The organism is Vibrio hepatarius, from assembly GCF_001274785.1.
Taxonomy (GTDB): Bacteria; Pseudomonadota; Gammaproteobacteria; order Enterobacterales; family Vibrionaceae; genus Vibrio; species Vibrio hepatarius.
This window is the reverse complement of sequence record NZ_LHPI01000004.1, coordinates 66,787-90,872: the sequence shown is the minus strand read 5'-3', so window position 1 is coordinate 90,872 and position 24,086 is coordinate 66,787. Positions and strand designations below refer to the sequence as shown.

At 46.8% G+C, this 24,086-nt stretch carries 18 protein-coding genes and 1 pseudogene; 10 read left to right on the top strand and 9 right to left on the bottom strand.

Translation table 11 applies throughout. The features are described 5' to 3' along the window. Positions 1-335: 335 nt before the first annotated feature. Positions 336-1,898 (bottom strand): CHASE domain-containing protein, encoded by a 1,563-nt coding sequence (locus AKJ31_RS07110; protein WP_333706563.1) that lies wholly within the window; start codon positions 1,896-1,898, stop codon positions 336-338. A 286-nt stretch (positions 1,899-2,184) separates the two neighbouring features. Here AKJ31_RS07110 and AKJ31_RS07105 point away from each other — a divergent pair, with 286 nt between their 5' ends. The 6 genes and pseudogenes from AKJ31_RS07105 (at position 2,185) to AKJ31_RS23200 (ending at position 9,525) form a co-directional block, all read left to right on the top strand. Then, positions 2,185-2,817 carry a DUF2760 domain-containing protein gene (locus AKJ31_RS07105; protein WP_053408409.1) on the top strand — a complete coding sequence of 211 codons (633 nt, stop codon included), beginning with the start codon at positions 2,185-2,187 and terminating at the stop codon, positions 2,815-2,817. Next, complete coding sequence (locus AKJ31_RS07100; protein WP_053408408.1) at positions 2,817-4,760, top strand: Hsp70 family protein; 1,944 nt, start codon at positions 2,817-2,819, stop codon at positions 4,758-4,760. Before AKJ31_RS07105 ends, AKJ31_RS07100 begins: the two co-directional genes overlap by 1 nt. 51 nt (positions 4,761-4,811) lie before the next feature. After that, complete coding sequence (locus AKJ31_RS07095; protein WP_053408407.1) at positions 4,812-7,619, top strand: Hsp70 family protein; 2,808 nt, start codon at positions 4,812-4,814, stop codon at positions 7,617-7,619. A 265-nt stretch (positions 7,620-7,884) separates the two neighbouring features. After that, positions 7,885-8,664, top strand: a pseudogene (locus tag AKJ31_RS23595) (PAS domain-containing protein); the annotation flags it as partial. 108 nt (positions 8,665-8,772) lie between these two features. After that, positions 8,773-9,198 (top strand): methyl-accepting chemotaxis protein, encoded by a 426-nt coding sequence (locus tag AKJ31_RS23590; RefSeq protein ID WP_245639033.1) that lies wholly within the window; start codon positions 8,773-8,775, stop codon positions 9,196-9,198. A 183-nt stretch (positions 9,199-9,381) separates the two neighbouring features. Then, positions 9,382-9,525, top strand: coding sequence for a hypothetical protein (locus tag AKJ31_RS23200; RefSeq protein WP_169780624.1), 144 nt, complete (start codon positions 9,382-9,384; stop codon positions 9,523-9,525). Between the two features lie 36 nt (positions 9,526-9,561). Here the strand turns inward: AKJ31_RS23200 and AKJ31_RS07085 are convergent, their stop codons facing one another. Then, on the bottom strand, positions 9,562-9,747 hold the full coding sequence (locus AKJ31_RS07085; RefSeq protein ID WP_053408405.1) for a hypothetical protein: 186 nt from the start codon (positions 9,745-9,747) through the stop codon (positions 9,562-9,564). 116 nt (positions 9,748-9,863) lie between these two features. Between AKJ31_RS07085 and AKJ31_RS07080 the strand changes: the two genes are divergently transcribed. Then, positions 9,864-10,565: a DNA-3-methyladenine glycosylase I gene (locus AKJ31_RS07080; RefSeq protein ID WP_053408404.1), complete on the top strand. Its 702-nt coding sequence runs from the start codon at positions 9,864-9,866 to the stop codon at positions 10,563-10,565. A gap of 92 nt (positions 10,566-10,657) precedes the next feature. On the opposite strand, the gene ohrR is transcribed toward AKJ31_RS07080, so the two are convergent. Continuing rightward, positions 10,658-11,116 carry a transcriptional regulator OhrR gene (gene ohrR, locus AKJ31_RS07075; RefSeq protein WP_053408403.1) on the bottom strand — a complete coding sequence of 153 codons (459 nt, stop codon included), beginning with the start codon at positions 11,114-11,116 and terminating at the stop codon, positions 10,658-10,660. A 114-nt stretch (positions 11,117-11,230) separates the two neighbouring features. On the opposite strand from ohrR, the gene ohr reads away from it, so the two are divergent. Next, positions 11,231-11,653 carry an organic hydroperoxide reductase Ohr gene (ohr, locus tag AKJ31_RS07070; protein ID WP_053408402.1) on the top strand — a complete coding sequence of 141 codons (423 nt, stop codon included), beginning with the start codon at positions 11,231-11,233 and terminating at the stop codon, positions 11,651-11,653. 72 nt (positions 11,654-11,725) lie between these two features. Here ohr and metE read toward each other — a convergent pair whose 3' ends face one another. Further along, entirely contained in the window at positions 11,726-14,020 is a 2,295-nt protein-coding gene (metE, locus tag AKJ31_RS07065; protein WP_053408401.1) for a 5-methyltetrahydropteroyltriglutamate--homocysteine S-methyltransferase, read from the bottom strand. A gap of 292 nt (positions 14,021-14,312) precedes the next feature. Here metE and metR point away from each other — a divergent pair, with 292 nt between their 5' ends. Further along, a complete protein-coding gene (metR, locus tag AKJ31_RS07060; RefSeq protein ID WP_053408400.1) occupies positions 14,313-15,224 on the top strand; it encodes an HTH-type transcriptional regulator MetR in 912 nt (303 codons plus the stop codon). A 58-nt stretch (positions 15,225-15,282) separates the two neighbouring features. Here the strand turns inward: metR and AKJ31_RS07055 are convergent, their stop codons facing one another. The 3 genes from AKJ31_RS07055 to AKJ31_RS07045 all read right to left on the bottom strand — a co-directional run bounded on the left by AKJ31_RS07055 (position 15,283) and on the right by AKJ31_RS07045 (position 18,758). Further along, positions 15,283-15,483, bottom strand: coding sequence for a DUF4250 domain-containing protein (locus AKJ31_RS07055; RefSeq protein ID WP_053408399.1), 201 nt, complete (start codon positions 15,481-15,483; stop codon positions 15,283-15,285). Positions 15,484-15,554: 71 nt separating this feature from the next. Further along, positions 15,555-16,235: a hypothetical protein gene (locus AKJ31_RS07050; RefSeq protein WP_053408398.1), complete on the bottom strand. Its 681-nt coding sequence runs from the start codon at positions 16,233-16,235 to the stop codon at positions 15,555-15,557. A gap of 102 nt (positions 16,236-16,337) precedes the next feature. Further along, a complete protein-coding gene (locus AKJ31_RS07045) occupies positions 16,338-18,758 on the bottom strand; it encodes a sensor domain-containing phosphodiesterase (RefSeq protein ID WP_053408397.1) in 2,421 nt (806 codons plus the stop codon). Between the two features lie 298 nt (positions 18,759-19,056). Between AKJ31_RS07045 and AKJ31_RS07040 the strand changes: the two genes are divergently transcribed. Further along, the gene (locus AKJ31_RS07040) at positions 19,057-21,363 is read left to right on the top strand and encodes a YgiQ family radical SAM protein (protein WP_053408396.1); all 2,307 of its coding nucleotides are present in this window, start codon (positions 19,057-19,059) and stop codon (positions 21,361-21,363) included. 111 nt (positions 21,364-21,474) lie between these two features. On the opposite strand, the gene serC is transcribed toward AKJ31_RS07040, so the two are convergent. Beyond that, complete coding sequence (gene serC, locus AKJ31_RS07035) at positions 21,475-22,557, bottom strand: 3-phosphoserine/phosphohydroxythreonine transaminase (RefSeq protein WP_053408395.1); 1,083 nt, start codon at positions 22,555-22,557, stop codon at positions 21,475-21,477. 126 nt (positions 22,558-22,683) lie between these two features. Further along, complete coding sequence (locus tag AKJ31_RS07030) at positions 22,684-23,952, bottom strand: DUF945 family protein (protein WP_053408394.1); 1,269 nt, start codon at positions 23,950-23,952, stop codon at positions 22,684-22,686. Positions 23,953-24,086: the final 134 nt, after the last annotated feature.

Sequence of the window (24,086 nt, the reverse complement as noted above, 5' to 3'; positions counted from 1 at the left end):
TCAGAACTCAGCACAATTCGAATTTTGCGCGTCAGGTCTTAGGGCGTGTTGACCTTTCGAGATTATTTTTGCAGCAGTTTGTGGATTCTTTATACAAGGCAGAGGCTTTGAAATGTAGTTACTCTACCTGATAAGCCGATAACGCAGTAGAAAGGAGCCACAAACGCTGCCCAAAGGGTTCGAGCTGGGCGCCCCCGCTAAAAGCGTTTTACTCATTGTTGAGAGGTATTTGCTTAGAATGCTAGGCGACACACAACTAGCCGTCCGCCACTCACCGCGATTAAAACGCTTTTATCTCGAACAAAATTTAACCGCGAAAGGTCAACACGCCCTAGCTATTCTGCAACCGTAACGCAGTTGCGACCTGCTTTCTTACTCTTATATAGCTGGGTATCGGCCATTTGCACGGTATCTTCGGCATTTTCCGTTGTTCTGACGACTCCGCCGATACTGAGCGAGCTACGCACTTTTAAGTTACCAAATGACAAATAAGACGATGATACCGCGCGACCAATATAATTTAAGTGCTCGTACAGCTCTTTATAATCAGTGATATTAGAAATAATATTGAACTCGTCGCCGCCCGTGCGGAAAAAAAGCTCATCCGGACGCAGGTGCTTTTCCACTTCGCGTGCTAAATGGACCAACATTTCGTCACCAGTGGTATGGCCGAAACTGTCGTTGACCTGCTTAAAGTTGTCGATATCAAAACTCGCCAAGGCAAAAAGCTTATCGTCCATCACTCTCGCCTGCAGTTCTTCGTTAAACGCGCGGCGATTAAGTAGTCCCGTCAACGCATCGTGATCCACCATAAATTGCAGCTCGCGTGTACGTTCATCAAGCAGAACTGACAAGCGCTCTTTGCCTCGGACTTGCAGAAATACGATGTAGCTAAACAAACACGCGATCACCAAACCGCCTATCCATACGCTGCGCTGGACGAGTAAATCGTTGTTAGTAAAGCGCTCTGCGAGCTTAAAATCCACAATCCATTCGCGGTTAGGCAGTTTGACGGTTTTACTGATCTCCATCCCTTGGGTTTCTTGCCAGCCTTCACTTTGATAAAGCACAGGGTCGTCTTCGGCATCAAACCCCATATCGGTGACTTTGATCAGTAAATCCTGACCGGAGGCGGTTCTCGTCACCAAATTCTTAAAGTAGTTGGTAGTGCGAATCACGCCGACCACAACACCAATTAAATTCTGCTGCGATTCTAGGTCAAACACTGGGTGATAAACCAGCAAGCCAGTTTTCTCTAGTGAGCGGTCTAAGCCGTCTTGTAACAAGCGTACTTTATCAGACACACTTGGCTGACCGGTTGCACGAATCCCATCCAGTACCAGTTGGAAACGAACGCGAGATGAGTAAAAACCTAATAAACCGATATTGGCATCGCTCATCGGATAGATATCCGAGACCACATAAATCGGTTCATTATGCGGCATGATATAGCCAAATGTCTTTGGTCCGTCTTTAGGGACCGTATAGAGCGTAAAGTCGGGATACGCCTCTCGCATCTCGGCGGTATATTTAGGTAGCTGATTCGGCTCTACCCTGCGCATCCATTGCAAACCGATTAGAGTATCTGAGGATGACAGTAGCGTTTTAGCAAAGACAGGAAAGGTATCCCAATTCTCTGGTTTGGTGGAATGGAAGTAATTGGCGCCAGTGCCGATGAACTGCAAATCACTTTCCAGCACTTCCTGCAAATTCCCCGCTTGTTGCTCAGCAAGGTTATTGAACAAACCACTGGCGTATCTTAATTGCGACTGAAAGGCAAAATAAACCAAAACCGCAGTTGCTAGTACGGTCGATAAGAATGCCAAAATTGGATAAAGGATCTTTCTCGGAATCGGGATTCGCATAAACCTTGAGTTAGCCGTTTCGTTAACGTTCACCTTAATCTTATAGTCAGATAATCAGCAACATAAAGCGTTTCTAAACTTTTGCATGAAAAAACGACGCAGAGTTCACTGTCTGGATTAAAATCCTGACAAAAAGCGCATAAAAATACATCAGTTAACTGACAAAACAGGGCGCAAAGCTAGATTTCTACAAGCGTGACAGATTGAATGTGATACTATTTGCCCCAATTTATTATCATAATTTGGCCTCCTATTGCAGGGATAGCCAATCTAGAGATTGAGTCAATCTCTCCTGAATAGTAACCATAAGAGAAATGTCATGACGTTCGATTTACAAATGATCCCTCAAACGTTCGATATGCTACATGCTGGCTTAGCGGCATCTAGTGTTCTTTTGCTGCTGATTGCAGTTTCTCGCAAATCTAAAGTTATCGAGAAAGTCGTTGAAAAGCCGGTTGAGAAAATCGTTGAAGTAGAAAAGCCAGTCGAAAAGATCGTTGAAGTTGAGAAAGTTGTCGAAGTAGAAAAAGTGGTAGAGAAAGTTGTTGAAGTGGAATCGAAACTTGCGACGGCATCTACTGACTCAGCAATGCAACTGCTGTCTATCATGCAGCAAGAAGCGCGCTTAATTGATTTCCTTAAAGAAGACCTAACTTCATTCTCAGATGATGAAGTAGGCGCTGCGGCTCGCGTTATTCACACTGGCGGTCAAAAAGTCCTAAACGACTACGTAACGCTTGAGCATATTCGCAATGAAGACGAAGAAACTCGTATTACCGTAGAATCAGGCTTTAACCCTCAAGAAATTCGCTTAACCGGTAACGTAACGGGTCAAGCACCATTCAGCGGCACGCTGGTACACAAAGGTTGGAAAGCGAGCGCGATGAACCTACCTAAGCTGACTGAAAACTACGATGCATCAGTTATTGCTCCTGCAGAGGTTGAGCTGTAATGGAACATCAAAACCCAGCGGCAAAACAGCCGCAAACACCTAAATTCAGCGTTGGTATCGACTTAGGTACTACGCACTGTGTGATGTCTTACGTCGATACTCACGATGAAGATGCACGCGTGGAAGTGATGCCTATTCCGCAACTTACTGCACCGGGCACGGTTGAAACTCGTAGCCAGTTAGGCTCGTTCCTGTACCAACCGCACGAGCACGAAATGAACCCTCAATCACGCGTATTGCCGTGGTCCAGCGAACCGAAAGCATTGGTTGGTGCGATTGCACGTAACCTAGGTTCTAAAACGCCGATTCGTTTGGTGGCGAGTGCTAAATCTTGGCTTTGCCACGGTGGTGTTAACCGTCGTGACGCATTTTTGCCAGCGGGCAGCCCAGAAGAAGTCGAGAAAGTATCACCACTTCGCGCAACTGAACTGTACCTAGAACATTTAAAAGACGCGTGGAATCACGCTCATCCAAATGATTCTCTGTCTGACCAAGATGTAACGATTACCGTACCTGCGTCATTTGACCCAGCAGCACGCGACTTAACAGCAGAAGCCGCACGTAACGTTGGCTTGGTGCATTTGACACTATTAGAAGAACCACAGGCGGCACTGTACAACTGGATCGATAACAGCAACGACAAATGGCGCGACGAAGTGTCAGTTGGTGATATCGTGCTAGTCGTTGATATCGGTGGTGGTACCACGGACCTTTCTTTGGTCGAAGTGACAGAAGACAACGGTAACCTAACACTGAACCGCATCGCAGTCGGTGAACACATTCTACTTGGCGGTGACAACATGGACCTTGCGCTTGCGTACCGCTTGAAAATGAAGCTCGCGCAAGAAGGCAAAGAGCTACAGCCATGGCAAGTTCAGGCAATGACACACGCTTGCCGAGACGCAAAAGAAGCGCTATTGAACGATAGCGAATTGCAATCAGTGCCAATCGTTGTACCTAGTCGTGGCTCTAAACTGCTTGGCGCAACGCTAAAAACGGAACTGACGCAAGAAGAAGTCCAGCAAACACTGGTCGACGGTTTCTTCCCGAAAGTTTCTGTTACTGATCACCCGGTTCAACGTAACCGCGGCGCATTAACACAAATGGGTCTGCCATACGCTCAGGACGCGGGTATCACTCGCCATATCGCCGCATTCTTATCTAAACAAGCGAATGCACTTTCTGTGTCTGGAAATAACGGCGACGCGGCAGCGACACAAGATTTCAATCCATTCGCAAATATGCCAGGTATGCCTGGTGGTGAAGCGCCATCAACTGATTTTATCAAACCGACTGCAATTCTATTTAACGGTGGTGTACTTAAGTCACAACTGTTGTCTGATCGCCTTGAAGAGACCATCAATGAATGGCTTATCGACGCTGATTGCGAAATGGCGAAACGCCTAACGGGCGTTGATCTTGACCTAGCAGTTGCATGCGGCGCATCTTACTACGGTTCTGTACGTCGTGGGCAGGGTGTACGTATCCGCGGCGGTATTGCATCCAGCTACTATGTTGGTATTGAAAGCGCGATGCCTGCAATTCCAGGTATGGCACCACCGATGGAAGCACTTTGTGTCGCTCCATTTGGTATGGAAGAAGGTTCGAGTGTTGAAGTCCCAAGCCAAGAGTTTGGTTTGATCATCGGTCAACCTGTTAACTTCCAGTTCTTTGGTTCGACGGTTCGTCGCGATGACCCAGCAGGTACACACCTCGACCACTGGGGACAAGATGAACTGGAAGAGTTGCCAGAGATTCAGGTCACCCTGCCGGTTTCTGAAGGTCGCCGAGAAGGTGAAGTAGTGCCTGTCACGCTGGCTACTCGCGTTACTGAACTTGGCACACTCTACTTAGAGGCAATCGCAGCCGACAACGGTCAGAAATGGCACGTTGAGTTTGATGTCCGCGAAGACAACAAACAAGATTCAAACGAAGAACAATAAGTAAATTCAAGCGGCATCCTTTGGGGTGCCGTTTTTAAATAAGGTTTTGTCATGGCATCCCCTCGTTTCCTTGTCGGTATCGACTTGGGCACCACCAATACGGTTGTCGCCTTCTGTGAAATTACCGATGATTTACAACAATCCAAAGTATCCCTCTTCGACATTGACCAACTGATTGGTCCAGGTGAAGTGGTACGTAAACCCCTACTTCCTTCTTTCCGCTACCACCCAGCTGAAGGACAAATCTCACCAAACGACCTCACACTCCCTTGGGACAACCAACCAGTCGAAGGCGACATCAAACACTTGATTGTCGGTGAGTGGGCACGTGAGCTGGGCGCAAAAGTTGAAGGTCGCCAAGTATCCAGTGCGAAAAGCTGGCTTTCACACCAAGCGGTCGACCGCAACTCCGATATTCTACCATGGGCAGGCGCAAGCGATGTCGACAAGGTTTCTCCGGTTATCGCCAGTGCGAGTTATCTCAACCATATCCGTCAAGCTTGGAACTATCGCAACCCAAGCAACAAGCTTGAAGACCAAGAAGTCGTGGTTACAGTACCAGCATCGTTTGACGAGACCGCGCGTAAACTGACGCTAGAAGCAGCGCAACTCGCCGGGCTGCATAAAATTGTCTTGCTCGAAGAGCCGCAAGCCGTGTGTTATGACTGGTATGCGCGCCACCAGCAAACGGCATCTGATGAGCTAAAAGACCTGCCACTGATACTCGTTTGTGACGTTGGTGGTGGTACCACAGACTTAAGCCTGATCGAAGCAAAGTTCAACCAAGATGAACTTGCGCTTGACCGCATTGGCGTTGGCGAACACTTAATGCTAGGTGGTGACAACCTTGACTTAGCCCTAGCCCATTTGGCGGAAAGTCGATTCAGCCAGAGCAAAAAACTCAATGCCGCCAGCCTGACGAAACTTATCCAGCAAACCCGTAAAGCCAAAGAGCAGTTGCTCTCTTCGGGCGCACCGGATGAAGTCAAGATCACGATGCTTGGCAGCGGCTCAAAACTACTCGGTGGCACTAAGAGTATCGGCCTAACCAAACAAGAAGTTCATCAGATCGCGCTGGATGGTTTTTTCCCGCTTTCTGATTTCTCACAAACCCCAGATAAACGTCGCAGCGCAGTAGTTGAATTTGGCCTGCCTTACGTGGCAGATCCAGCGGTGAGCAAACACGTTGCTGAATTTTTGGGCTTACACCAACAAGTCTCCTACGCGGCACTTGGCCAAGAAGATACCAGCAAACCTGCTATCCCGGTCGGTATTCTTCTCAACGGCGGCGTGTTCAATAGTGACCTTGTCACGGAGCGTGTCACACAATTGCTCGGCAAGTGGCGCGGAGCTCCTGTCACGGTGTTAGACAACCCGCACCCAGACTGGTCTGTGGCGTTGGGTGCCGTAGCATTTGGTAAAGCGCGTCGTGGTGCGCAACTCAAAATTGGCGGTGGTGCCGCTCGTTCGTATTTCTTGCATCTTCAACAGAAGAACAAAATGGGCAAAGCACTCTGCCTACTCGCCAAAGGTACTGAAGAAGGTCACGAGATTCGTTTAAGTGGTCGCCGCTTCTCGTTAACGCTTGGCGAACCGGTACGTTTTAACTTATTGACCTCAACACACGACACATTAACCAACGACGCTCAGATTCAAAACGGCGTCATCGTAGACGTTGACCCCGATATATTCGCTCCTCTGCCGCCGTACATTTCCACCTTAGAAGGTGAAGGGGCTGAACTGCAAGCCAACCAAAAGGAACGTGTTGAAGTTCAGCTAGCGTGTCAGTTAACGGAAGTCGGCACACTGAAAATGGAATGCGTCAGCGTCGATGACGACGCGAAACGTTGGGCGCTTGAATTTGAGGTACGTAACCAAAAAGCAGAGCAAAGCGAAGAAGAAGTGCTCTCCCCTCGCCTTGCCGAATGCAAAGCGCTGATCACACGCATTTACAGCGGCAACAAGAAGAGTGCCGATTCAAAAGAGATCAAAACGCTCGCCAAAGATCTTGAGAAGAAACTCGGTAAGCGCGACGAATGGGATTTCGCAACGCTACGCCACTTGTTCGACGCTTTCGCTCAAGGTCGCAAACGCCGTCGCCGTTCTGAGCAACATGAAAAGAACTGGTTACGTTTGGCAGGTTTCTCATTGCGTCCGGGTTTTGGTGACGCAACCGACTCTTGGCGAATTGAACAAGTTTGGGGGCTCTACCAACAAAACATCCAATTTAAAAACCATCAAGGCTGGACCGATTGGTGGGTGTTCTGGCGTCGTATCGCCGGTGGTTTGAACCAAGAACAGCAAGAGACAATACTCGCTGATATCGCTAAGTATCTTCATCCAGGTGCGATGAAAAATCCTCAGTCAGCAAAAGCGGCTCAGGAGATGGGTTACGAATCGATGGTACGTCTTGCGGCCTCTCTAGAACACCTAGAAGTCGAAGACAAAGTGTTACTGTCTAGCTGGTTCCTAAATAAAGCACTCAACTCTAACCAGTTTGAACAAGCGCATTGGTGGGCTTTGGGTCGCTTGGCTTCACGTACACCACTTTACGGTAGCCAACACAATGTTATTCCTCGTGAGCAAGCAGAGCAGTGGTTGCCGAAACTATTGGATAAGAATTGGCAGAAAGAGCCAATGATCGCCTTTGCTGCGGTAATGATATGCCGTAAAACGGGTGATAGGTTGTTCGATATTTCCGATGAGTTCCGCGTTCAAGTATTGGAAAAACTTAAACAAAGTAAAGTCTCGCCTTCTTGGATTACACTTGTCAAAGAAGTATCAGAACTTTCTGAAAGTGAGTCGAAACGCGTGTTTGGTGATGCACTGCCAAGTGGTCTAACTCTGGTTAACCATTAACGACAAAGCGATTTGTCAGTACATGAAATACTGACAAATCACTCTCTATATCCAGCTCAGAACTGACCTTCTTTATGACTTAGTGTCGCCTTTCCTGCTCCACCAAATCTTAACAAAATGTAACCTGATCCATCTTTTTGTATCACATCGTATATAGTGATTAATGTTGATAAAACGATTACGATGTAAAACATCCTATCAAGTTTCAGCTTGTCGCTGCTCAACACTGGTACTCCATCAACAACAATAAAAATAGGATCTATACATGTTTTTCAATCGCTCTTTGCTGCTAGAAAACCAAAAACTAAAAGAGAAGCTACACGCTCTAACACAAGTTAGAGAAAGTCTTGATCTCGACATGCTGAGAATTTCACTCGACCCGCGTGGCCAAGTGGTTTCGGTTAATGAAAAGTTCTGCTCAGAATTAAACTTGTCCGAGAATAAGGTTCTAAACCGACATATCACCGAACTGGTTCCGGAATTTGCTCGAGATACCGAACACTTTAGACTGATGAAGTCAGCGGTCGCAGAAGGTAAACACTGGAACGGTGCACTGCAAATTGCCAAAGAGAACGGTGAAGAAGCGTGGTTGCGTGCGATTGTACAGCCAATCCGCGATATCAACAGCAAGCTGCTATCCATTGTTATTTTTGCCTCCGAGCTAACTCGCACTATTCAAAATTCGCGCGAGCAAGAAGACATGCTCAAAGCGTTGAACCGCTCCACGGCAGTCATCGAGTTTACCTTGTCTGGTGAAATCATCCGCGCGAATGACAACTTTCTAAATACTATGGGTTACACCAGTGAACAGATTGTCGGTAAACATCACCGTATGTTTTGTGATGCAGAGGAAGCCAACTCTCCCGAATACCGAGCGTTTTGGAAACGACTCGCGAGTGGGCAGTTTGTATCCGAACGCTTTAAGCGAATCGACAGCCGCGGTCAGGTCGTTTGGTTGGAAGCCTCATACAACCCTATCCACAACGACCGTGGTGAACTGTACCGAGTGGTTAAGTTCGCAACCGTCATTACTGACCAAGTCATTCAAGAACAAGCGGTGGCTCAAGCCGCTCTTATCGCACACGATGTGTCGCAAGAAACAGGTCAGCAGACCGAGCAAGGCCGTGAAATTGTTAGCTCAACCATTGAACGTATGACAGCGTTAACCGAACAGATGAGTCAGGTCAGCGAAAGTATCGAAGCCTTAAGCCAGCACTCGAACAAGATAAACGGATTGGTGAACAGCATCAGTGATATTGCAGACCAAACTAACCTTCTTGCATTGAATGCAGCTATCGAAGCCGCTCGTGCAGGCGAACAAGGCCGTGGTTTTGCGGTGGTGGCTGACGAAGTAAGAAACCTTGCCTCAAGAACCAACTCGACCACAGAAGAGATTGGTAGTGTGGTTGCTGAAAACGTTCGTAGAATGGCGGAAGCCGTCGAACTCATCGCTAAGTGCCACGCTCAAGCAGGTGAAGCGCTCGCGTTATCTACCGAAGCAGGCCAAACCATGGAAGATATCCAAACGGGTGCCAACAAGGTGGTCAATGCGATTAATCAGTTCAGCAGAAACCTCTGATTAGTTCTATTGAAAATCATTTATTTGAAGCGGCTTACGAAAGTGAGTCGCTTTTTTTCACCATTTTGTCAGTTTCACAAAAATTAACCTTGAGAATATATATGCATAATTTTAGAATGCTCACGCAAAAAATAAAGACATCATTTTGCATAACAATAATTATATCTAAGGTCAGCCAAAGCAATGAAACTAAAAGTGTACTTTCCAACTGGAAAAACAGTGACTTACCATACCAATCTAGAGCACCTGATGAGGTCGTTCGACATCGCCGGGATCAGCTACCAGATCGTTGATGGTAGCAATGCACTAAAGCACTCTCCGCGTTAACGCTAAGAGAAAGGCCAGAGTCAACTCTGGCCTTGTTTAGCAATTGCCCTTCTTCGCTTGTCCTGGTGGACAAAACGAACCTCGGCTTTTTCGCTCATATTCGTAGTCAGACCCCTTGGTATTGAGTTTGACTTCAACATCCTGGTATTCCCCTTCTACTCGGGTCAACTGACAACCAGACAGTAATGCACCAGTCACCAGTGCGACTAAAATGTTCTTCATGAATCAACATCCTCCATATATGTCGCAGACTTTAAGCGCTGAGCAATTTAGAATGTCATTAACCGGTTATCTTTTGTTTAGACAATGTTAAGCCCACCAAGATGGAGAGCAGCACCGTGGTTTTAGAAAAATACGAAGACATATATCACCGAGCAGCCGAGCGGAAAGGCGGCGAAGCCAAGTTAGAAGCACTTCTTTCTACGCCACTGACTAAAGAACAGGTTGCTGCCATCCCTAACGACCGTTGGTTATCCGCGTTTAGCATGAAAATTTTCCAAAGTGGCATCTCTTGGAGTGTGGTGAGAAACAAATGGCCAAACTTCGAAGAAGTGTTCTTTGATTTTAAAATCGAACCTTTGCTGATGCTGTCTGATGAACAATGGGACAACAAAGCCGCCGATACTCGTATTATCCGTCATCACGCAAAAGTGAAGTCGATTCTCGCAAACGCACAAATGATCCATGAAGCCTCATTAAAGCACGGTTCATTCGGCAATATGGTTGCCAACTGGCCAAGTGAAGAGATCACCGAATTATGGGCGCATCTGAAAAAGTACGGCAATCGTTTAGGCGGAAATACAGGCCCTTATTCGTTGCGCCAGTTAGGTGTCGATACTTTTATCTTATCGGGTGACGTGGAAGCGTATTTACGCAACTGCAAAGTAATTGAAGGCGGTCGAGATACTAGACGTTCGCTTCAAGCAGCAAGCAAGGCTTTTGCTCAGTGGCAAACGGAAAGTGGGCGTAGCCTAACGCAAATTAGTCAAACTATCGCCTTTAGCTCGGGAGACAACCGAGTGCTACCCCCTATTGAATAAACATGCATTTTTAAACCAGTGGGGTTTCATCCTCGAAGCGTGGGCGTCACCTCCTGACGCCCAATCATAAACGCTGAATCAAGCACAACTCTTCAGTCGAGCTTAGTCAGGATTTTTTCACACAAGCGCTTAAGCTCGAGCATTTCTTCCAGTTCAATATCGACCTTACACTTAATCGCATTCGGTACTTGCTGCGCTCTTAGTTTTAACTCTCTGCCTTGCTCAGTGAGATTTAACACTCTCACGCGTTCATCCTGAGTGCTGCGCGCTCGCTCCACATACCCTTTTACTTCTAGGCGTTTTAACAGCGGTGTTAACGTCCCTGAGTCGAGATGCAAGCGATGCCCCACATCTTTAACGCTGACACCGTTTTGTTCCCATAACACCATCATCACTAGATATTGAGAGTAAGTCAGGTCAAGCTCATCCAGTAATGGGCGGTATGCCCTGATCACCGCGTTCGCTGCACTGTATAACGGAAAACAGACTTGATTATCCAAGCGCAGTTTTTCCTCTTCTCGTAGTTGGGTATCACCTTGGCATTGGTTCATTGGACGTCACTCTAAAAATAAATTGTGCACAATATACTTGCGTTACTCGATTATTTCGATATAAGATTGCAAACAATTAGATTGTTTACAACTTAAATTATTAAGGAATACCCAATGGCAACACTATACAAAACTCAAGCTACCGCTCTTGCTGGTCGTAACGGTCAAGTTAAAACGGATGATGGCTTACTGGATGTCGGCCTGTCTTATCCAAAAGAAATGGGCGGTAACGGCCAAGCGACTAACCCAGAACAGTTGTTCGCAGCAGGTTACGCCGCGTGTTTTTCCAACGCTATTTTACACGTAGCACGTGAAGCGAAGGTGACATTGAAACAAGCACCAGTGACGGCTGAAGTCGGTATTGGACCAAATGATAAAGGTGGTTTTGCACTCACTGTCAGCCTTGCAGCCGAACTTGAACTACCAATGGAGCAAGCGCTTGAACTGACGCGTACTGCTCACCAAGTGTGCCCATATTCAAACGCGGTACGTGGCAACATCGATGTTCAAGTTACCGCCAACGGTGAAGCGATTTAACGAGCTTAATCGTCCTAAACAAAAAATGCCGACCTAATTAGGTCGGCATTGGTCGTTAAACGTAAGTGAACGTTATGCTTGCTCAGCGAACTCTTTACGCAGCTTTTTCGCCGCAGAAACCATGTTCGCTAGAGACGCTTCCGTTTCAGCCCAGTTACGAGTCTTAAGACCACAGTCTGGGTTTACCCAAAGACGCTTCGCAGGGATCTTTTCAGCGGCTTTGTTGATAAGACCTTCAATCCAGTCTTCACTTGGAATGTTTGGCGAGTGAATATCGTAAACGCCAGGGCCAATTTCGTTCGGGTAGTTAAACTCTTCGAACGCTTTCAGCAGTTCCATGTTCGAGCGCGAAGTTTCGATGGTAATCACGTCTGCATCCAACGCGGCAACTGAATCAATAATCTCGTTGAACTCTGAATAACACATGTGCGTGTGGATCTGTGTTTCTGGTTTCGCACTCGCCGCAGAAATCTTAAATGCGTTGACTGCCCAGTTTAAGTATTCCGCATGGTCACGTTTCTTCAGCGGTAGACCTTCACGAATTGCTGGCTCATCAATTTGAATAATGTTGATTCCCGCATCTTGCAAGTCTGACACTTCGTCTCGCAGTGCTAGAGCAAGTTGGTCGGCAATTTCTTTGCGTGAGATATCTTCACGTGGGAATGTCCAACACAGAATCGTTACAGGACCAGTCAGCATGCCTTTCATTTGTTTTGAAGTCAGTGACTGAGCGTAAGTTGACCATTCAACTGTCATTGGTTTTTCACGTTCGATGTCCGCGACAACTATGGCTGGTTTCACGCAGCGAGAACCGTAGCTTTGTACCCAACCGAACTTGGTTGTTTGGAAGCCCGCTAAGTTTTCTGCGAAGTATTCCACCATGTCGTTACGCTCGGCTTCACCGTGTACCAGAACATCCAGATCCAGCGCTTCTTGACGTTTAACTGCGTCTGCAATGTGACCTTTCAACGCTTCAACGTACTCACTTTCAGACAGTTTACCCGTACGGTACGCACTACGCTGCACGCGGATTTCGCTTGTTTGTGGGAACGAACCAATTGTCGTGGTTGGGAATAGCGGTAAGCCAAGCACTTCGCTTTGGTGAGCCGCACGCTCTGCGTATGGCGCACTGCGCTCTGCCAACGCTTGAGTCACTTTGCTTAAACGCGCCTGAACTTGAGGTTTGTTCACTTCTTTCGATGTCTTACGAGCCTGAATCGGTGCACTGTAAGTATCGCAAGCTAGGATAGCTTCTTGGTCGCCATCTAGAGCCTTACCTAACAACGCCACTTCCGTGACTTTCTGTTTGGCGAAAGCGAACCAGCTTTGTACGTCTTCAGATAAAGATGGCTCAAGATCTAGGTCTACCGGGCTGTGTAGCAGTGAACACGAGCTTGCCACCCAAAGCTTGTCACCCAGTTTATCTTTAATTGGCTGCAGTGTTTCGCGTAGTGTAGTCAAGTCTGCGCGCCATACGTTACGACCATTAACAACACCGGCTGACAGTACCCAACCTTCTGGCAGTTTGTCTGCTACTTGCTGTAATTGTGTTGGCGCTGCCGATAAGTCCACGTGCAGACCGTCAACATCCAACTCAACGATTTTGTCTAGCGAATCGGTTACCGAATCGAAGTAAGTGGTCAAAAGAACTTTTACATCACTACGGATCACTTGGTATGCGAGCTTAAACGAGTCTAACCATGGTTTTTCCAGCTCAAGAGACAGAATTGGCTCGTCGATTTGTACCCATTCAACGCCCTGCTTCGCTAGTTTCGCCAGGATCTGCTGGTAAGCCGTTAACAAACGTGGCAGCAGCGTTAAGCGGTCAAATCCTTCTTCAACTTCTTTACCCAGGTACAGGTAGCTTATCGGACCTAATAGCACTGGCTTAACTTTGTGGCCCGCTTTGGTCGCTTCATTCACTTCTTCAAATAGTTGCGGCCAACTTACTTCAAAGCTATCGTCTTTGCTGAACTCTGGCACGATGTAGTGGTAGTTGGTGTTGAACCACTTAGTCATGTCTGATGCAGCGCTGCCTGTGCTACAACCACAACTAGCTTGAGATTGTCCGCGACCAACTTTAAACAGCGTGTCTAAGTCAGGGAAACCATTGCGATGGCGTTTTGGTACGTGACCAAGTAACAATGTTGTCGTCAGTACATGGTCGTACCATGCAAAATCGCCAGCGGTAACAAAGCTAAGTCCAGCTTGAGCTTGTGTATCCCAGTTTTTTTGACGCAGGTCTGAACCGACATTTTTTAGTTCAGCCTGGTCGATTTCACCACGCCAGTATTTTTCTAGAGCAAATTTTAGTTCTCGTTTTTCGCCGATGCGTGGGTAGCCAAGAATGTGCGTTGTTATAGCCATGTTCATAATCCTTTTTAGAAGTCATTTATTGTTCGGTCAGACGATGCATCGACACTGGAAACTTATTATCGAAGATGTCTGGATGGCTAAACTATCTCGCTAAACCCTGTTCTCTACAACATCCAATTATTCAACTTGTTTATTAAAAAAATTCATGACGAATAATCCATACATTAGCTACTCAAATATTCACACCTTAAAGAACAATTAGACGTCTAGATGTTTACACATCTTAAAATACGGGTTAAGTTAAGAGTTCTTCATAAAGAATGGACAAGGTTGAAAGGAATTCATGATAGAGCTTAAACATCTAAAAACGCTAAATTCGTTGCGCGATACTGGCTCCTTGACTGCGACCGCAACCTCGTTGCATCTCACTCAGTCGGCGTTGTCTCATCAAATAAAAGACCTCGAAGCTCGAATTGGTGGTCAGTTATTTCTGCGCAAAACCCGTCCGGTAAAGTTTACCTCTGAAGGCGAAATATTATTGAAGCTGGCAGATGATATCCTGCCAAAGTTAGCCAAAGCGGAGAACGAACTCGCCAGTCTGAAAGAAGACGTGAATGGACGGCTACACATGGCAATTGAGTGCCACTCTTGCTTCCAATGGTTAATGCCTGCACTGCGCGAATATCAAGTCGCGTGGCCGAGCGTAACGCTCGACTTCTCCTCCGGTTTTGGCTTTGAGCCGCTGCCAGCACTGGTGAACGGTGAACTCGACTTAGTGATCACCTCAGACATTCAACCTCGTTCAGAAGTCCACTATGAGCCGTTATTTGATTTTGAAATGCGCTTGGTTACAGCGACCAATCACCCATTGGCGAACAAAACGTACATCGAGCCGCAGGATTTAAGTCAAGAAACCATGCTCTCTTATCCCGTTCAGAAAAATCGCTTGGATGTGGTTAAGCACTTCTTGCAACCTGCGGGAGTAGAACCTGCGAAGTGGAAACAGGCCGACAATACCTTGATGCTGGTGCAGATGGTCTCCGCTGGCTTGGGCGTTGCCGCGTTGCCAAACTGGGCGATCAGTGAGTTTTCTCGTCAGGGCTTAATCACTAGTATTCCATTAGGCGACGGTTTGTGGCGCAGACTGTTTGCAGCCACTCGTCATTCAGACCGAAACAAGCGCTATTTACAGGCGTTCTTTACCACTGCAAGACAACAATCCAAGAGCCACTTGGAAGGGATAAAGACGGTTTAGTCGAAAACTAGAAAAGGAGGCTCAAGGCCTCCTTTTTGTCTATTCCAGCAACAGAACGTTATCTGTCGTATGATTTGAACTGATTGGTAAGCGGGTCATATTGATAGCCGAGAACGTCTAACTTACCGACCACGCTTTCAACATCCATTTCGTACATGCTCGCCAGCTCTTCGAAGCTATCGCATTCTAGACGCAGCTTCTCATTGACGATGCCTAATAGGATGATGCTATCCAAACTGCCTACATTGCTCAGATCCATAGCTGCACTCCTCTGCTTACCCTATACAAACAAGCGTAGCTACAAATCGCTAAATTTAAAGTGAGTCAGTTCTAAAGAACAAACAATCCTTGGTTAAACGTCGTCGCAGCCAGCATAACCACCAGCGCGATTGACAGTTGTACTTTCTGGATCTCTTTTGACATCAACATGTGCCAACACCAGATAACAATCGCTGAAAGCAGCAGTGCAAGGCCAATCAACAGTGGCTGGGTTGCACTTACGAGTGCTTCGTCACCTAAACCCGAGGCTTCAAGTAATATCGCTAATGACATCAGCATTGCCGCGACAACTCCGGAAACCGGTAAAATTCGGTGGAATGCTTGTAAACGTGTTCTGGCAATGGTCAGCAATAAGTGAGCAAAGAGCGCACCCAGCAGTAACACTTGTACCAAAACATTTAGCCCAGCAGCGATACTTTGTTGCTCCGCGACCACAATACCGACATACGCTAATGCCAGACCATTGGCCAAATACATCACCCACATTGGTCCTTGGTCACGAGTTTTCTTAGTCTGAACCTGAGAATAAAAGTAAGCGATGGCAAACACCACCATCATCGCTTGAATCTTTAGTGACGCAACAGCAAGCCATAGAATGGCAATCGCTGGCAGAATTTTGTGAATACGTCCGCGTTGTCCTGGGCAGATGTCACCCTTGATAAGAATAAGCGTCAAGATGAGTTGCGCGCCGAGTAACATCGGGGCAAAAACGGCTAACAGTTGCTGAACCATAGTGTAAGTGATCTGTTTTACTTTTAATGGTTGCAGATAATAACAAACTTCATCTGACTACGTAAGTTTTCGCCGTAACAAACCGGTTGGATTAGATTGAAGCTATGACGTTTCGCGTTTCAGTAAGTAGCGTAATGCCGCATGTTGGTCGATCACTCCCAAGTAGTTGCCAGTTTCACTGACCACAATCGCTGGCAGTAGAAAGCCGTCTTTGAGCAGAGCAGTAAACTCGTCCAGATTCACTCGATAGGAAATGGTTTGAAAGTCATTTGCCACCACGTCACTTATTGAGTTTTGCCCTGTCTCTTTTGTTTGATAGAGCTGTGAAGCCCGCACGAATCCGACGCACCTTCTCTCATCCAATACGGGAAGCACTTCCAGTTCGTTGCTGCTATACAGTATTTGCAGTGCCTCATCGATGCTGCTTTGTATTGAGATACACGGTACGTTGGTATCGGTAATACTGAGAAGTCCAGTGCGTCTGACTTTGTGGTATCCCCAGTCAGATTTTCTCAACCTATCTTTAAATCGCAGCGCATTTTGTAGTTGATCCAACGCCAGCGGCTCAGAGATAAAGTAACCTTGCACAAAGTCGATGCCGAGCTCACATAAGGTTTCGAGTTCAGATTGCGTTTCGACACCCACGGCCACCACCTTGGTATTCAACGCATGCGCTAATTCAATAATCGCTTTGGTCGCTGCATAATTTTCACTACCAGCAGCAATACCCTGAATCAGATGTCTGTCGATTTTGATCTGGTCAAAATTTCCTTTTGCCAGTGAAGTCAGGCAACTATGACCAGAACCAAAGCGGTCGATAGAAAAGTGCAAACCGCTTCTTTTAATGTTGCGCATAAGCGGCGACTCTTGATGTTCACAATTAAAGTAGTCGCTTTCAGAGAGTTCAACGTTAATACTGGAACGGTTGATCGTGGATTGTTCAACCATAGTGCGCAAGCTTTCCAATACCTCGCCCACTTGCAACTTGGAATTCAGTGAGCGGTTAATCGCAACCCCCACATTGCGACCAAACTGACGCTGTATATCGCCTATGTCATGCAGCACTTTTCGCCCGATACACCAGTCTAAATCCGCAATTAAATCCAAATCCTCAGCGACCATAATCGCTTCAGCGGTATTCAGCAGTTGGCCCCGCTTTCCTCTGAAACGGCACAGAGCTTCAAATTGCACGATTTCCCAGTGAGCCACGTCGACGATCGGTTGATAGAATATCTCTAAATTTCTTTCTTTAATCAGATCACTGATTCTGTTTTCGAGCTTAGTAATCCGCATGGTTTCTTGACTTAGAGCGCCGTGATAAAAGCTAATCGCTCCTTTACTTTGCTCAACATGCTCTAACGTTGCATGAACGGCATGTGATACTAGCAGCTTGGGGTTGTGAGTATCCAATTTATATACCGATACACCGATTTTTCCCGACATTAACGTACGGTATAACGACAGACCAGCGCTGCGACCTACGTCATTACACAAGCGGCGTATGGTTTGATGGATGTTCTCCGTCTGTTTCGCAGGGTCAACATCCCTACTCTGCAATAACACGGAAAAATGATTGCTACCGAGATAACCCGCCGACGTCACAAGCGAACTTTGCACCAAAGCCTCCGCCAAAGCAAACTTTTGCTCGAGTTCATCACGCTCAGAAAACCGTGGTGTAAACACAACCACAAAACTCAAACATAACGGGTCATTTTCTAGAGTTGATACAACTAACTGAGTGAACTGACTTTCGCTCGGTAACTGAGTCTTGATATCCAGCCCATCATTCTCGATATCTTCAATTCGATAGAGTTGCTTCGACAAATCATAAAACAACACTAACACCAGTGATTGCTCTGCAAGTTGGATACGCTTGATGACAACCTTTTGCGGGTTGTTTACGCCAACGGCATTAGGCACGAGTAAAACTCCAGACCAATAGCCACTTGCCGCAAAGTTTCGCCATATCTGTTGATAAAAAGCCTCACTGTGCTTTGCGGAAGCCAACATTTCCAGCGAGTGGTTGAGTAACTGCGCGCGTGAGTATCCCGTTTGAGATAACAATAAGGAATTGCACTGTAAGATACGACCGTTGTCGTCTGCGACAATCACACCGCATTCGGGTATATCAAGCAGTTGCGATAGTAGATGACTGACGGTTATCGAATCTGAGCATAGGCAGAGCATTGGTGTGAGTTGCCCTGCCACCACTCCTGATTGCGAGGCGGAGAAGGACAGCAATACCCAACAAGCGCGCCCATCTTGCACATTCATACAACACGCGTAAACGCGAGGCTGTTGGTCGTGAGCCGCAGCATTGATCATCGAGCTCAATTCACATTGGTCTTCGTAGCTCAAATAGGACAGCAGTAAGTTGCCTGAGATATTCGGCAATGTGGTCGAGAGCAAACGCTCCAACTGAGCTTTGTCGATCTGCAATTTATGTTGCTGTATGTCCCAAACCCAATCGATTGAGTCGAGTGGCTGATTTTGTTCAGCATCCCTGTGAGAAGTAACAAGCATCTGCTGCGCCTCTTTGTCTCTAGCTAATTTACTGCTCTTGATTTAACTGTAGGACAATAACGAACTTGGCACACACAAATGCAACTGGTTACACAAACCACTTGCTCTGGTAATTAACTGATTACACAACCGCTATAGATATTTGACGGTCAAGACAGTAAACAAATAAAGGATGATTAAACTATCATCAGTGACACACTGACCTGCGAAATGACCTAAACAAACTAGGGATATGTTGAGGTAGATAGATGCGCTGCAAGCCGCTATAATTCGCGCTCCTTGAATCAGAGAACAAAATATGTACAGCGAAATCACTCCTATTCACGAGCATAAGAAATACTGGGCAGAATGCTTTGGCACTGCACCTTTTCTTCCAACCAGCCGCAAGGAAATGGATGCCCTTGGATGGGATAGCTGTGACATTATCATCGTAACGGGTGACGCATACGTCGATCATCCAAGTTTTGGCATGGCGATCATCGGCCGTCTACTTGAAGCTCAAGGCTTCCGTGTTGGTATTATTGCCCAACCGGAATGGAGCAACAAAGATGCCTTTATGTCGCTAGGCAAACCAAATCTATTCTTTGGTATCACCGCCGGCAACATGGACTCAATGATCAACCGTTACACGGCCGACCGTAAGCTTCGCCATGACGACGCGTACACACCAAATAATGAAGGTGGTAAACGTCCTGACCGCGCAACGTTGGTGTATTCACAGCGTTGTCGTGAAGCTTACAAAGGTGTGCCTATCGTTTTAGGCGGCATCGAAGCGAGTCTGCGCCGTTTAGCTCATTACGATTACTGGTCTGACAAAGTACGTCGTTCAATTCTGTTCGATGCGAAAGCTGATATTCTGTTGTTTGGTAACGCAGAACGCGCGTTGGTTGAAGTGGCTCACCGCTTAGCCGATGGCGAAGAGATTAGTTCGATGACTAACGTCCGTGGTACAGCGGTCAATCTACCTGCCGAGCCTGAGAATTACACAATCGTCGACTCTTCACGCATTGAAAAGCCGCGCAAAGAAGCCTTCATTCCACCGAACCCATACGCGGTGGAAGAACAGTGTGACACGAAAGCAAAAACAGAAGAGCCAGAAGCGAAGCCGATTACGATTCGCCCTTCTCGCCATGACGCCGCGACTACCGCCGTTCGCCTACCTCCTTTCGAGAAGCTGAACAACGACCGAATTCTTTACGCGCACGCTAGCCGTATCATGCACCTTGAGACTAACCCATACTCAGGACGTGCGTTGATTCAACGTCATGGTGACCGTGAGCTTTGGGTAAACCAAGCACCGATTCCTTTGACAACAGAAGAAATGGATTATGTCTTTGGTCTACCGTACGCGCGTGTACCGCACCCAATGTACGGCAAAGCGAAGATTCCTGCGTATGACATGATCAAGACGTCTGTTAACATCATGCGCGGTTGTTTTGGTGGCTGTTCATTCTGTTCGATTACCGAACACGAAGGTCGAATCATCCAAAACCGTTCTCAAGAATCGATTCTTAACGAGTTGGAAGAGATCCGCGACAAAGTTCCAGGCTTTACCGGCACCATCTCTGACTTGGGCGGTCCTACAGCAAATATGTATCGCCTTGGCTGTAGCGATCCAAAAGCCGAGATCAACTGTCGCCGTCCTTCGTGTGTCTTCCCGGGGATCTGTAACAAACTGAACACCGACCACAAGCACACGATTGATTTGTACCGTGCAGCTCGTCAGGTGAAAGGCGTGAAAAAGGTAATGATCGCATCAGGTGTACGCTATGACTTGGCGATTGAATCACCTGAATACGTCAAAGAGTTGGTGACGCACCACGTTGGCGGTTACCTAAAGATTGCACCGGAGCACACGGAAAAAGGCCCACTCAACTTGATGATGAAACCAGGTATGGGTACTTATGACCGCTTTAAAGAGATGTTTGAGAAGTACAGCGCTGAAGCAGGTAAGAAGCAGTATCTGATCCCTTACTTTATCTCTGCGCACCCGGGTACAGAAGACGAAGACATGCTTAACCTTGCGTTGTGGCTAAAGAGCAATGACTTTGAGTGTGACCAAGTACAGAACTTCTACCCATCGCCGATGTGTAACGCAACGTCGATGTATTACTCAGAGACAAACCCGCTTAAACGCGTGAAATACAAACAGCGTGAAGTGGTTCCTGTGGCGAAAGGTGAACGTCAACGCCGCTTGCACAAAGCACTGCTGCGTTACCACGATCCAGCAAACTGGCCGATTATCCGTGAAGCCCTGATCAGCATGGGTAAGAAACACCTTATCGGTGACAAGCCAAGTTGTTTAGTGCCAGCAGAAGACGCTGACATGCTGACACCAGCTCAACGCCGCAAGTCTGGTCGTCACGGTTCAAATCGCTTTGCGACTAAACATACCAAGAGCCAGCCTGGCTTTGAAAAGATGAATGGCTCAGGACGTAAGTCTGGTACGAAGCCAGGTAATCGCAAACCAAGTGGCAACAGCGCGAATCAAAACTCTAATGCGCCAGGCAAACCGAAACATAAGCAAGGCGGCAAGAGTCAAGGTGGTCGTCCAGCGACTCAAGGCAACAAGCCAACGACGAACAGACAACCGAAACGTCGCTAAAATGAAAAAATCGCAGCCATCGCTGCGATTTTTTATTTCCAACCTCATACTTCAAATACAAAAAAGCTTAGCCCATTTGGACTAAGCTTTTTGCGATAAAGGTAAGGTAAATTAGGCGTTATTTGCTTCAAATTCTTTCATGAAGTCAACCAAAGCTTGAACGCCTTCAACCGTCATCGCATTGTAGATAGAGGCACGCATACCACCAACGGCACGGTGGCCTTTCAATGCTACCAGTCCACGCGCTTCAGCTTGCTCTAGGAACAACGCATCCAGCTCTGGTTTTGCTAGTTGAAATGGCACATTCATACGTGAGCGGTTCGCCGGGTAGATATCGTTCTTGTAGAAACTAGAGCTATCGATGTAACCGTAAAGAATTTCAGCCTTTTCACGGTTAATTTGTTCCATTGCTGGTACTCCGCCCTGCTCTTTCAACCACTTAAACACTAGACCTGACAGGTACCAAGCAAACGTTGGCGGTGTGTTAAACATTGAATCTTTTTCGGCAAGGACTTTGTAGCTGATGAAACTTGGCAATAAATCGCTCGCGAGGTCGAGTAGATCATCACGAACAATCGCAATACAGATCCCTGCAGGACCAATATTTTTCTGCGCACCTGCGTAAATAACGCCGTATTTCGATACATCGATTTGACGAGAAAGGATGTTTGAAGACATATCCGCAACGATTGGCTTATCTGTTACAGGCAGATCTGAGATTTCAATACCGTCGATAGTTTCATTTGGACAGAAGTGAACGTATGCTGATTCTGGATCAACTTTCCATTCGCTGGCGTCCGCAACGGCTGATTTACCGTCTTTTTCAACTTTCGCGTCGTAAACGTCAACTTCACAGTATTTCTTCGCTTCTTTGATAGCGCTTTCAGCCCAGTAGCCCGCATCGATGTACGTTGCTTTCTTTGCGCTTCCAAGTAGGTTTAGTGGCACGGCTGCAAACTGAGCACGGGCACCACCTTGGCAAAACAGTACTTTGTAGTTATCAGGGATATTTAGCAGATCACGCAGATCCTGTTCTGCTTCTTCCGCTACCTTAATAAATTCCTTACTACGGTGACTGATTTCCATCACTGAAGTGCCCAGTCCATTCCAATTGATGAACTCTGCCTGCGCTTTTTCCATAACCGCTTTTGGCAAACCCGCAGGGCCAGCACTAAAGTTGTACACATTATCCATTCCGACTTTCCTTGCTCATGCTTTAATTAAACAACTAACAGGATTAATACCACGTTTTCCGACGTATAAAAAGCAAGAAATGAGGTCTTCAGACCTCATTCCCCGGTTAACATGAAAAACTCTAACTTATTGATGCATCATCGCAGGAAGAAGTAATGCCAGCAGAGGGATTTGCTGCCCGTTAGGGAACACCAAACTGCCATCTTTGAGTTCTGCTTTGACTTCATAGCCTTTCTCAATTTTCTGAACAAACCCGGCATCCATCGCGCTATCCACTTCCTGTTCGATAAATGGATATAACTCAACTAAGCCGTCAGAGAAGAATGTCTCGAGGTTGCCTGTCATCACAGTCATGATACTGTCTGGACTTTGGGTAATGTTGTCCGTACCTTCTGGAATCTGCAGCTTCCACTTGCTTTCGAACTCACCTTTACCACCGAAAGTCAGCGACATCTTGTTCATCGCAAGATAGAAGCCTTTCGAAAACAACGTATCGATGTAAGGTAAAGCGCTTTCAATATCGGCTTGCGTAAGCTGAGGGTTGTCTTGATACATGTTGACCAAATATTCGAATGAATCTGCGTCGAGATCACCCAGTTCAAAGTCCACCGTGAGATTATCCGCTTCGCCTTGTGGCATAACGACATTGTCAATCGTCACAACGTGCTGGCTGTTTACGCGCTTTGATACTTCTTCAAGCGCAGATGAGAAAGCGTAGCGCGCATTTTTCATCGTCAGGATTGGCTGTTGAGACGTTTCAACCACAGACGTGTCTGCGATACTCATCTCTTGTTCACCAAGCCAAAAGCCGTTTTGCATGCGACCGTCACCGGAACCCGTAACTCCAGACACCAACAGTTTCTCACCAGACACAAAATCCACTTCTACTGATGGCATCGTCAACTCGTAGGTCATTTCACCTAACACCGTGACATAACCTTTCAGCTCCGATGCCGAAACAGACACCATCGCACCATCAGAACCGTTAATCGCGGTGTTCCAGGTATCTAGTGTCAAGGTGTAGTTAGTATTGCCGTTTAGCTGGGTCACCGTGTCAAGTTGCAGCGGGAAATCACTGACGTTTTCAAGAACAGACGTCGCGCTAACGTTAAACAGTCCGTGTGTTACATGGCTATTGACGAGGTATTCGCTCGGTAAACCATCAAGCTCCAACTGGTACGCTAAATCAGGATCAGTGACAACATAACGCGTTTGCACTTCAGATGAGAGGTAACCTCTATCGTAGCTCACGACTTCTGCCGTTACAGCGGGAGTATTCAGGTGTTCAACACCATCACGAATAACGTTTTGGCCGATTTGACCAACGGCTAAAGGCCAACATAAGACGAGTGAAATAGCGCCGCCAATAGCGCCAATTTTTTTAAGCTGCTGCATGAGAGTTCTTCTTTGAGTGTTTTGTCCAGTTTACACCAAAAAACATTGAGATAAATCAGAGTATTGTCTTAATACAGAAATCCACAAAAATTCTAAAACCTAGCTCCCAATAAGTTGTTTGCATCCCTGTTACA

Excerpts from the sequence above, each read along its gene's own strand:
- AKJ31_RS07105 (WP_053408409.1), top strand. The coding sequence starts at position 2,185 with ATGACGTTCGATTTACAAATGATCCCTCAAACGTTCGATATGCTACAT.
- AKJ31_RS07100 (WP_053408408.1), top strand. The coding sequence starts at position 2,817 with ATGGAACATCAAAACCCAGCGGCAAAACAGCCGCAAACACCTAAATTC.
- AKJ31_RS07095 (WP_053408407.1), top strand. The coding sequence starts at position 4,812 with ATGGCATCCCCTCGTTTCCTTGTCGGTATCGACTTGGGCACCACCAAT.
- AKJ31_RS23590 (WP_245639033.1), top strand. The coding sequence starts at position 8,773 with ATGACAGCGTTAACCGAACAGATGAGTCAGGTCAGCGAAAGTATCGAA.
- AKJ31_RS23200 (WP_169780624.1), top strand. The coding sequence starts at position 9,382 with ATGAAACTAAAAGTGTACTTTCCAACTGGAAAAACAGTGACTTACCAT.
- AKJ31_RS07085 (WP_053408405.1), bottom strand. The coding sequence starts at position 9,747 with ATGAAGAACATTTTAGTCGCACTGGTGACTGGTGCATTACTGTCTGGT.
- ohrR (WP_053408403.1), bottom strand. The coding sequence starts at position 11,116 with ATGAACCAATGCCAAGGTGATACCCAACTACGAGAAGAGGAAAAACTG.
- ohr (WP_053408402.1), top strand. The coding sequence starts at position 11,231 with ATGGCAACACTATACAAAACTCAAGCTACCGCTCTTGCTGGTCGTAAC.
- metE (WP_053408401.1), bottom strand. The coding sequence starts at position 14,020 with ATGGCTATAACAACGCACATTCTTGGCTACCCACGCATCGGCGAAAAA.
- metR (WP_053408400.1), top strand. The coding sequence starts at position 14,313 with ATGATAGAGCTTAAACATCTAAAAACGCTAAATTCGTTGCGCGATACT.
- AKJ31_RS07055 (WP_053408399.1), bottom strand. The coding sequence starts at position 15,483 with ATGGATCTGAGCAATGTAGGCAGTTTGGATAGCATCATCCTATTAGGC.
- AKJ31_RS07050 (WP_053408398.1), bottom strand. The coding sequence starts at position 16,235 with ATGGTTCAGCAACTGTTAGCCGTTTTTGCCCCGATGTTACTCGGCGCG.
- AKJ31_RS07045 (WP_053408397.1), bottom strand. The coding sequence starts at position 18,758 with ATGCTTGTTACTTCTCACAGGGATGCTGAACAAAATCAGCCACTCGAC.
- AKJ31_RS07040 (WP_053408396.1), top strand. The coding sequence starts at position 19,057 with ATGTACAGCGAAATCACTCCTATTCACGAGCATAAGAAATACTGGGCA.
- serC (WP_053408395.1), bottom strand. The coding sequence starts at position 22,557 with ATGGATAATGTGTACAACTTTAGTGCTGGCCCTGCGGGTTTGCCAAAA.
- AKJ31_RS07030 (WP_053408394.1), bottom strand. The coding sequence starts at position 23,952 with ATGCAGCAGCTTAAAAAAATTGGCGCTATTGGCGGCGCTATTTCACTC.